This window comes from Streptomyces jumonjinensis, from assembly GCF_009600885.1.
GTDB lineage: Bacteria > Actinomycetota > Actinomycetes > Streptomycetales > Streptomycetaceae > Streptomyces > Streptomyces jumonjinensis.
On the sequence record NZ_VCLA01000197.1, the window covers coordinates 158,729 to 170,524 of the forward strand.

An 11,796-nucleotide genomic window follows, 5' to 3' on the forward strand; every position below is an offset into this window, starting at 1 on the left:
GGCTCAGAAGAGGCTGTGGTCGGCGTGGCCGGCGGCGGCACGGAGGCCCTGGGCGGCGTGCTCGGCGGTGCGGCCGGGGTCGGCGCTCCACTGGTCCATCACGTCCCGGTGGAGCCGCCGGGCGTTCTCGGGGGTGTCGGCGTCGAGCGGGCGGGCGGTCAGGTGCTCGGCGAACGCTCGGTACGCCTCGTCGCGTGCTCGGTGGATGGTGCTCCAGTCGTAGCTGTGGCGGGCGCTTTGTCGGCCTTCACCGGCGGCGACGTTGATGGCGCCGCGGGGCCAGCGCGGGAGGGTGGCGGTGCGACCGGGGCCGGCGTAGAGGCGGGCGCCCTGGTGGAGACCAACCTGCTCAATGTGGCAGGCGGCCCATTCGAGGATCGCGGCGAAGTCGCCGGGGATGACGACGCTTTCAGGGCTGTAGTAGATGCGGGGCATGGGGTCCGTTCCGGGACTGCGGGGGCGGCGCGGGGGCAGCGCCGCCCCCGGGGCGGGTGGTCAGCGGGCGGCGTACTCGGCGGCGGCCTCCGCTCGGGCGGCGGCGGCCGGGCATATCCCGGTGAGCCGGGCGAGGAGGTGGTTCACCTGGTCGGTGCCCCCCTGTGTCCGGGCGTCGGCGATGGCCTTCACATCGGCCGCGTTCTCGCCCGCGGTGATGGGGTGTGGCGTCGGGCACGCGCAGGTGGTCCGGACGTCCTCGACCAGGGCGGCGATTCGTTTGGCGTGCTCGGGCTGCGGGAGGCATCCGGGGTGGCGGAAGGCGGGCCGACCGCGCCGGAGGTGGCTGAAGAAGCGGAGTCCAATCCAGCCGCAGAGGCGGCAGCGGACCTTCCACAGCACGTCGGAGCCCGGGTATCCCCCACGGGGTTCCCATCCGAGTTCGGTGATCCGGGCGACAGCCTTGATCGCGGAGAGCATGTTGCGGCGAGTGGGTTCGAGGCCGGTCAGGTACTCACGGGGCTCGTCGGTCGCCGGGGTCGTGGTGGTCGTGTCGATGGACATGGTGGTGCCTGTTTCTGGTGTGGGTGGGCGGGCCCGCCCCGGGTGCCAGCCGCGGGGCGGGCCAGGGGGCTACGCGGCGGCGGTCAGCTTCTGCCGGGCTTCCTCGGCACTCATCCGGCCGGTGACCTCGTCGTACGGGGTTCGCCATGTCCAATCGGCGTGCTTGAGGTCCTCGGCGTGGACGACTTTCTTCCCGATGCCGACGTGAAGGTGCGGGGTCGTCAGGGACTTCGCGTTGACTCGAAGAACTACCCACCAAGTGCCGTTTGCCTTGACGTAGTCGCCACGCTGGAAGTCAGCCCGCGACCAGACCTTGAACCCCTTCCCCTCCGCTTCCTTGATCACGGCCTCCCAGTAGCTGATCTGCTCGGTCAGCTCCTGGTGCTGGATGTCGAGGTCCTGGCGGGTCTCCGGGTTGGTGATGTCCCGGTGGTATCCGTGGGCGGACTGGCCTTTCTGCCACTTCTCGACCGCGCGGAGTTCGGCGCGGAGTTTCTCGATCCGGCGCAGGGTCCGGGCGGGGTCCTTGCGGAACTGCTCGTACCCGGCGGCGGCGCGCTCCCGACGGCTCCAGTGCTCGGCGCGGTCGCGCTCGCTGATGCTGCTGCGCATGGCGTTGTCTATGCGCTCTTGGTCTCGCCGGGCGTGCCGCTCCGAGTGGTGGCCGATCAGGATCGGCTGTCCCATGGGGATGGCGTCAGCGATCTGGTGGCCTCGCTTCCACGCGGACTCGGACTTCGTCGCGGCGTTGTCCGCGTACTGGCCGAATCGCTCGGCCCTGTCCTGGGCGCTGTCGGTGCGGTTCTGCTCGGCCTCGGCGAAGGTCCGGCGGTCGGCTTCATCGATGCTGACCGTGACGGTGAAGCCCGCGTTCCGGAGCCGTTCGGCGAGGGCCTCCAGCATCGGCCGGCTGGTTCGCTTGTCGCGGCTGTGGGGGAGGTACCAGCACCCGAGAGTGCGGGACCACCGGGCGACGGTGGTGTACCCGGTTGCGTAGTGGCGGGCCCGGAGGATCTCCGCCGTGCCGTCGCCCTTGCTCGTGCCCTCGATGAGGGTGCCTTCACGACCGGTGTGAGTGATATCGATCGTCACTGAACTGCCTTGTCTGGTAAGAGTTTTCCGTTCCGGGCGAAGACCGGAACTGCTTAAAGTCCGGCGTGCGCCACCGGCGTGGGCCGTGAGGAACGAACGGTCCACGGGCCGCCGCGCCCTGCGCGGCGGCAGGGGCAGTCACGCCCCTGCGGGGCGTGTCCGCTGGCCCGGTGCCCGGTGCTGGCCGGCGGAGCCGCCTGCGGCGGAGTCGGCCAGCACCGGGCACCGGGCCTCGTCGCTGTCGCCCCCGTAGGGGGTGTCCGCTTGCCGTTGCGGGGGCCACCGGCCCGAGGGTTGCCCTCCCCGGACCGGCGGGCCGTGATCAGCCTCGGTGGCAGGTGTACTGCGCGGCGGGGTCGGCGTCGGTGAGTCCGGTCCGCTCGCGCCCCGCCTGGCGGACGGCGGCACGCAGTTCGTCTCCGTCGTCGTACGCGAACCGGCCACGGTGCAGGCTGGCCGCCAAGACCCGGAACGCCTGCCCGTCCATCGTGGTCAAGGTGTCGCCGATCGGCGTCAGCTCGTGCGGGAACATCGCCTGCACGGTCGGACCGGGCTCGGGGGCACCGCCGCTGAAGAACCACACCACCAAGGGCGAGGTTTCGGCAGCGCGCTCCCGGCCGCCGAAGGAGCCGACGACGACGGCGGGACGGGGGTCAATCTGGTTACCGCGCTCCCAAGGGCCGCCGAGTACGAATGTGGCGGCGGGGAAGTCCTGGGCAGTGGTGACCGGGGTCTGGTAGGTGGTGGTCATGAGGTGTCCCGTCTGGTGAGAGGTGGGGAGCCGGGGCCGGTGGGCCCCGGCTGGGTGTCGGTCGGGGGGTTGCCCTCCCCCTCTCGACATGCTTAATTAAACCATGTTCTAGGGGGTGGGGCAACCTCTCAAAGCGAGGTCGCCGGGTGCTGCTGCTGGCACGGACTGGTGCGACGCCTTGACGGCCTCCGCGATGGCGCGGCCGGTCTCGATGACGCGCACCGCCGCGCCGTGGACGGGCGGCTTCCTGTCGCCGGTGATAATGCCCGCGAGCGGGGGCATGACGGCGGGGCCGGGCGTGATGCCGAGAATGAGCGCGGCCACATGGGCGGCAGACGCAACCTCGGCGGGGCGCTGTCCGCGTACCAGGACATCCGCCTCCGCGATTCGCCGCAAGGCGTGGCCATACAGGAGAATGCGGGCGGCGTCGTCCGGCGCGTGTCCGCTGAAGTCGAACCCCCCTTCCGCCTCGGGATCTTCGCCGTACGCCTGCCGGTACTGGATGACCAGGGTGTCCCGTACGGCGGCTGCCGGGGTCAGCAGGGGGGCCGGGTGCCGGTAGTCGTCGCCGCCGGTCTGGGAGATATCGAACACGGGGGCGGCCTTATACCCGGAGACAGCACGGGAGTTGCTGTCAGCCGGGGACCCTGGAGCCTCCCCCACCCCTTGGGCCGCTCCGGCGACGGTGTCGGCGGGCGCGTCGGGGCGGCGTCGGATGGGGGTCCAAATTCTGATGGAAGTAGACCCCTTGGCGGGGTAGCGCCCGGCCTTCCGCCAGTCGCTGACCCCGTGGACCCGGGTGGCACCGGGGCACTGCGCCGCGATGGCGATGACGTTGACCGGGCTGCGGTCGGGGAGCGCGGCGGCGGTGCGCATCACCTCCGACCAGAACTCCTCCCCGGCGGTCATGGCCCCGTACGCGCGGTCCATGACGGCTTCCAGCTCGGCGCGCATCTGCGCGGTGTAGGCGCGGCGCTCTTCCGGGTTCATCTTCGACTTGCGGGCCATCGGTGGTTCCTCCTGGCGAGAGAGAGTGAGCGGGGGGCCGACCGGCCCCGTGTCGGAGGGGGGTTGCCCTCCCCCTCCGACAAGCGTAATTAAACCATGTTTCTAGGGTTGTGGCAAATCTCTACATTCGATAGCAGCCTTCCGCGTGACAGGCGGACCGATAAGCCTCCGAGATTTCTTTTTCGATCTCGGAGTAGTGGGCCAGGATTTCCGGATTGGTATGAACATCCCAGGTTCCACGCTTGGCCCTGCGCCACTCAGTGGCGGCCACAAGCGTTGACAACTGAGACTTCGTCAGCATCCATGGCCCAGAGTCGGAGAGTTCGTCACTGTAGAGCATGGCTATTGCGTTGTTGATGTGTTCGGCCCCCGACCACACGCTCTGCACCGACTGGAACTCCAAGGCCCGCCGGAGCGTGGTCCGCAGATAGGGAGCCTGAACGGTCCACCCTGGCTTAATGACGTAGATATCTGCACTCACGGACTCAGCCTCCTTTCGAGCCTCAGAAGTTGATTTCATCGAAAGAGTTACCGGATTCCCCTTCGAGAGTCTCCACGTGTGGAAGAAACCGGCTAACAGCGAAAACCATGGCGTTGGCGATAACGTCCGGCACGTCTGTAAGGAATAGGTTCACTTCGGGGCCGTCGATTACAATTCGGAACTCCCCCGACTCAAGCTCCAAGTGAACAAATGCGGTGGTCCCGTCCACTCGGGTTCGCGCCCCGGGAAGCCGCTCAGAAAGTCCAGAAGCGAGCGCCTCGACCTCGCGGCACAGCTGGGCCAACCGCTGATTGTGATCGAAAACCTCACCCCACACCTCGCGGTGGCGCGGGATGAGCCGCTCGGACACGAGGGCGGCGATGACATCGGGGCTTTCGGTCATCGGTACGCGGAGACTGTCCCGGTCACCCCTGCGGAACGGGTAGTCCGTAGCGGGGAAGACTCCTCGGATGACAAGAAAGCCGGGCTCGTCCCACCGCTCGGACAGGTGGAGCCGTCGCCCGTCCTCGTGGGTGAGGGTGGCGACGTGATCAAGGCGATCATTGTCGAAGTACCCCTTCTGGGGTTGCCAGACTCCCTCAAGGGCAAGGGCGATCGGTCGGGCGAGTGCCGCAACGGTAATGCGCTGATCCATGACGTCTGCTCCTGGTGAGAGTAGGTACCGGGGCCTGTCGGCTCTCCGGGTGCCGTTCGGGGGGTTGCCCTCCCCCTCTCGACATATTTAATTAAACCATGTTTAACTCTAAGGGTCAACTCCAGTCGGACGCCTGGTTGTTGTGCGCCCCCGCACAGTGGGCGTCCCCGGTGGCGTGTTCCCTCCTCGGTCGGACAGCTCCGCCGCACCTGGGACCGGACACGGGGGCCGGGCTCGGGAGCCTGCGACCGACCGCGAAGCGGCTTGGTCTGGCCCCCGGGGCCGGTGTCTGGTACGCCCCATGGGTGTCCGATCGAGGAGGGAACACCCCACCGCCCCACCTCAGCCCCGACCGCCCGCACTCGACGCGTGAGCCCCCGGCCCCTCCGAGAGAGGACTCGCCGAAGGCTCCTGTTCTTCTTGTGCCTCGGCATTGTGCTGCGGGTGGCCGGCGCGGAGCGGAACAGGAGGTACTAGCGGTCCGCCGGCCACGGAGCGCGGAGCGTTCCGTACTGCGTACGACGGCACGGCCGCCGCACTCCAGCTCCCCGACTTCGGCGGGGGCGTACGGGGTGGGGGCGGCTCGATGCCGTCCCCTCCCCGGCCCCGGCTGCCGGGGTCCGGCCGGGCGGCGGGGGTCCGCCCGGCCGGACTGATCAGGCGGCCACCAACTCGCGGGCGGCGACCCGGCACCGGGTCAGTACAGTCTGCGCCACCTCGCAGTACGTGCTGTGCTCCTTGACCGTCCCGGTCACCTCGACCTCTTCACCCTCGCCCGGCACGGTGGCGGCGCTGCTGAACCAGACGAATATGTTCCCGGCAGCGTCCTGGAATTTCAGGAGGCGGCGGCGCTGGGCGTGGTACCCGTAGAACCGCTCTTCCAGCTCGATCACGGTCTTCACGGTGGCGGTCACGGTGAGCCGCTCACCTACTTTTCCCTGCGGCTTAGAGCTCCGGGCGGCCCGTTCGGCGGCGGCCTTCTCCTGGTCGCGGTGCCATCCCGCGATGGCTGAGACCAGCGTCGGGAGGTGGCGGGGGTCCACGGTCTCCCCCCGGGCAAGCTGGCCCACCTTGTGTCGGTAGTCGTTGGGGCTGCCGTACCCCTGGACAGCCCATTCCCGGACGGCGGTGGCCGTGGCGGTCGTGCTCGGCTCGCCGTCGATGGCCGCCCGCCACTCCTCCGATGCCTTGCGGTCGAAAAAGTACGCGGAGACGCTGTCGGCGGTCGGGCTGGCGTTCTTCCATTCCTCAGCGCGGCTGTAGAACCGGCCGTCCTGGGCCACAACCCCGGCGGTCACCTCAAGCACCCTGCCCACCGGCAACCGGAGATCGCCGGGAAACCCGCCTTCGCTCTCGTCCCAATCGGAGTCTTTGAGCTTGTGGAAGCGCCACAGTGCTTGGAGCCCCTTGATCGGCAGACCGGTATACGGCTCGACACAGGTGGTCCCAAGCTGCCGGAACTCGCCGTTCTCGTGGCGTGCAAGGTAGGTCGCGGTCCGGTGACGGGCGACCTTGCAGCCGTGACAGAAGTTCTCGATCACCCGGTGGGCCCGTGCGGCTTCGGCCTCCTGGTCGGGGAGTCCGGGGAACAGGCTGAAAAGGGTCTCGCCTTCGGCGTCGTGGTCAAGCCGGGCAACGACCATCCATCCGGCGTGACGCGGGACCTCGCCGAAGATCGTGACGGTCACCATGGGGCGCTGCCCGATCACCCGGCCGTCGAACGGGTCTGTCCAGTCGGCCAGGAACGGGGCGCTGATGTCGAGCGAGTACGCCGTCAGCCCGTGGACGGCGGCGCGGGTGTTGGTGGACTCCACGATCTGGCGGACATAGCTCGCCTGGCTGGCGGGGGCGTTGAAACGCATGGCTGCGCTCTGCATGGGGTGGGTGCTCCTGCTGGTGAGAGGTAGTGAGCGCCCGGCCGGGGCGGGTTGCCCTCCGCGTGCGGCCGGACCGGGGCCGGGCCGCCTACGGCCCGGTGGTCGGGAGGGGGTTGCCCTCCCCTCCCGAAATGATTAATTAAACCATGTTTCTAGGTAGGCAAACGTCCTTGCCAGGGATGTCCAGCGCGGCGCGGTCACGCAGGAACGCGGCGAACAGGGCGGCGGTGTAACTGTCGGCGGTGCCGTAGGTGCGGCGGCAGTCGAGTGCCCCGATGCGCTCGCCCCGGTGACGGACGGGGAACGGCTGGCCGGGCTGGGGGATCGTGAGCGCGTACAGCCCGCGCGGGGTATCCACCCGAAGCGCGACGGCGGCGGCCTCGGGGTCGTAGGCGGCAGACCACCGTGCGGGACCGATGCCGAACTCTGCGAGCCCTTCGGCGATGGCGCGGGCCTGAATGATGTCGGCGGTCATGGCCGGGTCGGGCTCGGCGGGGGCGGGGACGCATCCGCACCCATGGTCGGCGGCGGTGGTCTCGAACAGGGCTGTACGGGTCACTGTCGGGCTCCTGAGCGGGCCGGGGGCGGGGTGGACTCCCCGCCCCCGGGATGGGGCGGCTGGGGTTACGCGGCGGCTTCGTCGCCGGGCAATTCGTCGGTGACTTCCTCGCCGGTCGGGTCAGCGGCGGTGGCCGTGAGCGCGGGGATCTGCTTCCGCTTCGGCTCGTACGCCTCGTCAGCCCTTACGGCCTGCTCGATGGGAGACAGGGGGTATCCGAGCGCTTCGAGGATGGCGAACCACCGGGCAGTGGGCTTCCGAATCCACGGGTCCCGCTGGTCGTCCGTGCGCCACGCCTCGCGCCTGGCGGATTTCTCCCGCACAGCGGCGATGGCGGCGAACTGAAGTTGGATCGCTCGGCGGGGGTCCTTGCTGAGGTTCTCGGTGAAACCGCTGCGATCGACGGCCTGCCGCCCGGTGAGCCCGACAAGGTCCGCGAGGATCTCGGTCGTCTTCCCGCTGTTCAGGTCTCCGCCGACGCTCCATGTCCCGTCCAGAAGTGCGGTGTTGATGTGCCCGGTGAGCGCGTTCGCGGTGTCCTTCGGGAGGGTGCGGCGCTTGATGAGATCCGCGAGCCACTGGCGGCGGCGGGTCTCGGCTGCGTCCCAATCGATGTTGCCCGCCTTCACGGCCGCGCGGGCGGCTTTCTCGGCTTCGCGCTCGGCGGCCGTCTTACCGCTGCCGCCCAAGGGGTTCCCGGGCTCCGCGTGGCCGTACAGGGCCGGGGAGGTGCAGTAGGGCATGAACTTGTCGTCGTTGGGCCCTTCCAATACCCATACCTGGCCCTGGCACCGGCTGTGGGTCTCCAACCCAATCCCCTTGCCCTCCGGTGTCCTGAGCTTCCGCAGGGGGGTCGCACGCTCGGACAGCTCCGCCGCCTCCCTGATCCGCTGCCCGGACTTCTCCAGCTCGGCGCGGTGGGCCTCGGCCTTCCTCCGCTTGTCCCGCTTGGTGCGCTCCACCGTAATGACCCACTCGACATCGGCGGACTCAACGTCATCGCCGGTGGCGGCCTCGGTGATAGCGGCGACGGCGTCGGGGGCGTCTGCGAACTCCGACAACGCGGCCAGTTGGTCAAACGTCCACTCGTACTCGGTGCCCGCGACGGCGGCGTTCAAGGTCTCGTCGGTCCTGACCTTCACCACCGCCTTGACGTCCTTCTGCCGGACCCCGGCGGCCTTGGCGATCCGGCCGACCTGTGCGCCCGCCTCCGCCGCGCTGAACATCGCGGCCGTGACCTCGGTACGGGTGAGCGACTTCCGGTGCTGGGAGGTCGTGATCATGTCGAGGAACTGCCCGGCCTCGTCCCGTCCATCGTCGTCCCATTCGAACGGAAGATGGGTAAGCCCTGCCTCGCGGGCACCGGAGTACCGCCGGTGCCCGTCGATGACCTGGATCGCTCCCCCGTCCAGCCTCCTGACCTTGACCGGGATGCGGCACCCCTCGGCACGGAGCGACTCCACGAACGCTGGGGTGATGTCGAGTTCCTCCCGTGCGTTCTTCGGGTGCGGGGTGAGCGCGTCAAGCCGGATCACCGGACGGTGAGTGACCGGCACGGCCTCCAGCCCGGCGGTGACGGCGGCGGCCAGCCGCTGGAACCCGTCGATCACCTGGGGAACGTCGCCGTTCGTGCGGACGACGTAGAGGGGCTCCACCACGCCGTTGGCCGTGACATCGGCCAGAAGGTCGGCGGGGACCTGGAGGTCACGGAGATTGCCGGAGTGTCCGGTCAGGTCCGTGACAGGGACAGTGGCCCACTGGGCAGGGGCGGTCTGGACATCGGCCGGGGCCGTGGCGTTGCTCATTGTGCTCTGTCTTCCTGGTGAGAGATTCCGCCGGGCCGGTCAGCCCGGGGGGCCGGTCGGGGGGTTGCCCTCCCCCTCTCGGCATGCTTAATTAAACCATGTTTTAGCGGAAGGGGGTACCCGCACGCCTGTGACGCCGATCACTTACATCGAGGGTGGCGGCGGACCGGAACGCGGCGGCAGCCTCCTCGGCCGTGCGCCCGGGTTCGTCACCCCAGCACCACAGCATGGTGCGACGGTAGGCGCGCTGGTCTAGGTTCAGCTCCAGCCATCGCATGGGCGAGACTCGGCGGCCGTTGACGTGGTCACTCATAGCGGCCAGTGAGTCCGTGATCGCGTGGTGAAACACAGTCCACGCCTCGCCCTTCACGGACCGGTGGGGCCTGACGGCGCGTACGCCCTGCTCCCACGCATGCAAGACGTTGCACGGTGCCGTGTCCCCCATCTTGCCGGGCTGCCAGAGGTGATCGCCGCGATAGAGGCCGACGCGTTCGATGTGCCGGGCGGCGGCATTGAGGATGCGGGCAGGGGTGATCGGGGCGGGCATGGTGTCCTCCTGCTGTCGAGTGCGCTTGGCGGTCGGGGGCACCGGGGGCGGCGCACTGCCGCCCCCGGGCACGGCTGGGTCAGGCGGTGAGAGATCGGGCGGTGCGGGCTCCGACACGGCGGCTACCGCCGCCGATGTCGGCCCGGCCGCCTGCGGCCCACCCGTCGCCGAAACCGCTTCCGGTCATGGTCGTGGTGCGGCCCGTCCGGGCGCGGGGGTACGCGCTGCGGTACTTGGCTTCCACCACGGCCTTGCGGTCGGCCAGCACGAGAGCGGTGCTGCGGCCGGTGGCCGTGATCTCGTTCTGGGCGGCTGCGCGGGCTCCGTTCTCGGCCTCCTCGATTCGCTTACCAACTCGGTGGATGAATCCCAGCAGCCAGGAACGACGCCATGCGCGAACGCCCTTGGTGCCCACGGGAACAGACTGCGCGGCAAGCCCACTGTGCATCTGGAGCAACAGCGACGTGTGGAGAAGTTCGATCCGGTCAAGGTCCGACTGATGGCCGAAGATGTGCACGCGCCGGGCAGAGGTGGCCCCGTCTCGACCCAGATGGATCAGCTGGCAGCCAAGCGCGAGCGTGATCCCGTTGATGAGCCGGACCCGCTCCATTGCCCACGGGTTGTCAAGGACGATCTGCCGGTCGGTCGGGACATCCCGACCCGGCTGCTCCTCGCTCAACATCGCCATCTCGATGCCGTACTTCGCCATCATCTCGAACGCGCGCACGCGGGCGAGTTCGGCTTCAGCTTCGGGGGTTGCGGCGTCCTCCGCCTTGGCCAGAAGGGCTCGGACCGTTGACAGCTTGGGGTTCGCATCGGTGGTAGTGCTCATGACGCCATTCCTGGTGAGAGATACCCCGAACCGGTCGGCCGGGGCTGTCGGTTGGGGGGTTGCCCTCCCCCTATCGACATGTTTAATTAAACCATGTTTAATGGTTCTGGTCAAACCCTGCTCAGCCCATCCGGCGACGACCCCGGGGGCTGGGCTCGGGCCTTGGCCACAACGGTGCCCGGCGGGGTTCCCTCCTCAGTCGGACAGCTCCGCCGCACCGGGGACCGGACGCGGGGTCCGGGCTCGGGAGCTTGCGACCGACCGCGTAGCGGCTCGGCCTGGACCCCGTGGCCGGTGTCTGGTACGCCCAACGGGTGTCCGACTGAGGAGGGAACCCCGCCCCTTCCACCGTCACCACGACGGCGCGGCAGCCGAAGGCCGTGCCCCCTCCCCCTCCGACGGAGGACCCGCCGGAGGCACTTCTGCTCTGAGGCCGGCTGCCAGTGCCCTCAGGGCGCACTCCTGGATCTCGCCCTGGAAGCCGGTGTCAGTGCATGGGCGGAGAATCGCCGGATGGACCTCGAACCGACGGCGACCGACGAGGCCGAGACCCTCGCCACCGCCTTACACGCGTATCTGTCCGAGAGCGGCTTCTCCTTCGCCGGGCTGACCGGCAAGGAGGCAACCCAGACCATCACTCGCGCGGTTGCGGGGTGGGCAGCAGCGTCGGGTTGGAAGAGCAGGGCGGAAGCGCCGATACGCTACATCGACCCACCTCGCCAAATGCCTGGGGGCTGTCGTACCTACTGGTCGCCGCCCTGGTCCGCCTACCTGGATCTTCGTCTGATTCGGAAGGCCGGCCCCTCGATCGCCGTGGAAATCGACCGGGAGGACTACAGCACCGCGGTGGACAAGCTCCGCGACGAGGCCCTCCGAGGGCGTCCCTCGTTGTGGCTCCGCTGGCACGGAGCCCTGCGTGCCGAGGTCCCGGCTGGCGTCGCCCGCTTACACCTACCGACGCGGTCCACCCGGTCTCCCCTCCGATACACGCTGGCGCCAGTAACCGGTGCCGCAGCGGTCACCTTCGGCGGGCCCGTACCTCCCGAGGCCCAAGAGGATGCCCGACGCCGGGACCAACAGCGGATGACAGAGGAGAAGCGAATCACTGCCCTCCCCCGGCAACCCGGCCCCATTCGGTGCTACTAGGGCGCGTATTTGGTCGTGATCAAGGGCCGGTCCGGGTGAGGTCC

Annotated in this window: 12 protein-coding genes; all 12 read right to left on the minus strand. The window is 69.2% G+C overall.

All coding sequences use genetic code 11. The annotated features are described in order from the left end of the window. Positions 1–3: 3 nt before the first annotated feature. The 12 genes from FF041_RS34330 to FF041_RS34385 all read right to left on the minus strand — a co-directional run bounded on the left by FF041_RS34330 (position 4) and on the right by FF041_RS34385 (position 10,606). Entirely contained in the window at positions 4–435 is a 432-nt protein-coding gene (locus FF041_RS34330; protein ID WP_153526334.1) for a DUF6197 family protein, read from the minus strand. Between the two features lie 60 nt (positions 436–495). Next, positions 496–999, minus strand: a complete 504-nt coding sequence (locus FF041_RS34335) for a hypothetical protein (protein ID WP_153526335.1) — start codon at positions 997–999, stop codon at positions 496–498. Between the two features lie 69 nt (positions 1,000–1,068). Then, positions 1,069–2,091 (minus strand): DUF3560 domain-containing protein, encoded by a 1,023-nt coding sequence (locus tag FF041_RS34340; RefSeq protein WP_323393542.1) that lies wholly within the window; start codon positions 2,089–2,091, stop codon positions 1,069–1,071. 322 nt (positions 2,092–2,413) lie between these two features. Then, the gene (locus FF041_RS34345; RefSeq protein ID WP_153526337.1) at positions 2,414–2,842 is read right to left on the minus strand and encodes a DUF6409 family protein; all 429 of its coding nucleotides are present in this window, start codon (positions 2,840–2,842) and stop codon (positions 2,414–2,416) included. A gap of 108 nt (positions 2,843–2,950) precedes the next feature. Beyond that, entirely contained in the window at positions 2,951–3,850 is a 900-nt protein-coding gene (locus FF041_RS34350; RefSeq protein ID WP_153526338.1) for a hypothetical protein, read from the minus strand. 121 nt (positions 3,851–3,971) lie between these two features. Further along, positions 3,972–4,331 (minus strand): hypothetical protein, encoded by a 360-nt coding sequence (locus FF041_RS34355; protein ID WP_153526339.1) that lies wholly within the window; start codon positions 4,329–4,331, stop codon positions 3,972–3,974. A 22-nt stretch (positions 4,332–4,353) separates the two neighbouring features. Then, complete coding sequence (locus FF041_RS34360; protein ID WP_153526340.1) at positions 4,354–4,986, minus strand: hypothetical protein; 633 nt, start codon at positions 4,984–4,986, stop codon at positions 4,354–4,356. Positions 4,987–5,642: 656 nt separating this feature from the next. Beyond that, positions 5,643–6,863 (minus strand): hypothetical protein, encoded by a 1,221-nt coding sequence (locus FF041_RS34365; protein WP_228388829.1) that lies wholly within the window; start codon positions 6,861–6,863, stop codon positions 5,643–5,645. Between the two features lie 139 nt (positions 6,864–7,002). Beyond that, entirely contained in the window at positions 7,003–7,422 is a 420-nt protein-coding gene (locus tag FF041_RS34370) for a hypothetical protein (RefSeq protein ID WP_323393548.1), read from the minus strand. Between the two features lie 65 nt (positions 7,423–7,487). Continuing rightward, positions 7,488–9,227 carry a ParB/RepB/Spo0J family partition protein gene (locus FF041_RS34375; protein ID WP_153526341.1) on the minus strand — a complete coding sequence of 580 codons (1,740 nt, stop codon included), beginning with the start codon at positions 9,225–9,227 and terminating at the stop codon, positions 7,488–7,490. Between the two features lie 103 nt (positions 9,228–9,330). Then, positions 9,331–9,774: a DUF6197 family protein gene (locus tag FF041_RS34380; protein ID WP_153526342.1), complete on the minus strand. Its 444-nt coding sequence runs from the start codon at positions 9,772–9,774 to the stop codon at positions 9,331–9,333. Between the two features lie 79 nt (positions 9,775–9,853). Then, the gene (locus FF041_RS34385; RefSeq protein ID WP_153526343.1) at positions 9,854–10,606 is read right to left on the minus strand and encodes a DUF2786 domain-containing protein; all 753 of its coding nucleotides are present in this window, start codon (positions 10,604–10,606) and stop codon (positions 9,854–9,856) included. Between the last annotated feature and the right edge of the window lie 1,190 nt (positions 10,607–11,796).

Excerpts from the sequence above, each read along its gene's own strand:
- FF041_RS34345 (WP_153526337.1), bottom strand. The coding sequence starts at position 2,842 with ATGACCACCACCTACCAGACCCCGGTCACCACTGCCCAGGACTTCCCC.
- FF041_RS34365 (WP_228388829.1), bottom strand. The coding sequence starts at position 6,863 with ATGCAGAGCGCAGCCATGCGTTTCAACGCCCCCGCCAGCCAGGCGAGC.
- FF041_RS34335 (WP_153526335.1), bottom strand. The coding sequence starts at position 999 with ATGTCCATCGACACGACCACCACGACCCCGGCGACCGACGAGCCCCGT.
- FF041_RS34380 (WP_153526342.1), bottom strand. The coding sequence starts at position 9,774 with ATGCCCGCCCCGATCACCCCTGCCCGCATCCTCAATGCCGCCGCCCGG.
- FF041_RS34375 (WP_153526341.1), bottom strand. The coding sequence starts at position 9,227 with ATGAGCAACGCCACGGCCCCGGCCGATGTCCAGACCGCCCCTGCCCAG.
- FF041_RS34330 (WP_153526334.1), bottom strand. The coding sequence starts at position 435 with ATGCCCCGCATCTACTACAGCCCTGAAAGCGTCGTCATCCCCGGCGAC.
- FF041_RS34360 (WP_153526340.1), bottom strand. The coding sequence starts at position 4,986 with ATGGATCAGCGCATTACCGTTGCGGCACTCGCCCGACCGATCGCCCTT.
- FF041_RS34385 (WP_153526343.1), bottom strand. The coding sequence starts at position 10,606 with ATGAGCACTACCACCGATGCGAACCCCAAGCTGTCAACGGTCCGAGCC.
- FF041_RS34350 (WP_153526338.1), bottom strand. The coding sequence starts at position 3,850 with ATGGCCCGCAAGTCGAAGATGAACCCGGAAGAGCGCCGCGCCTACACC.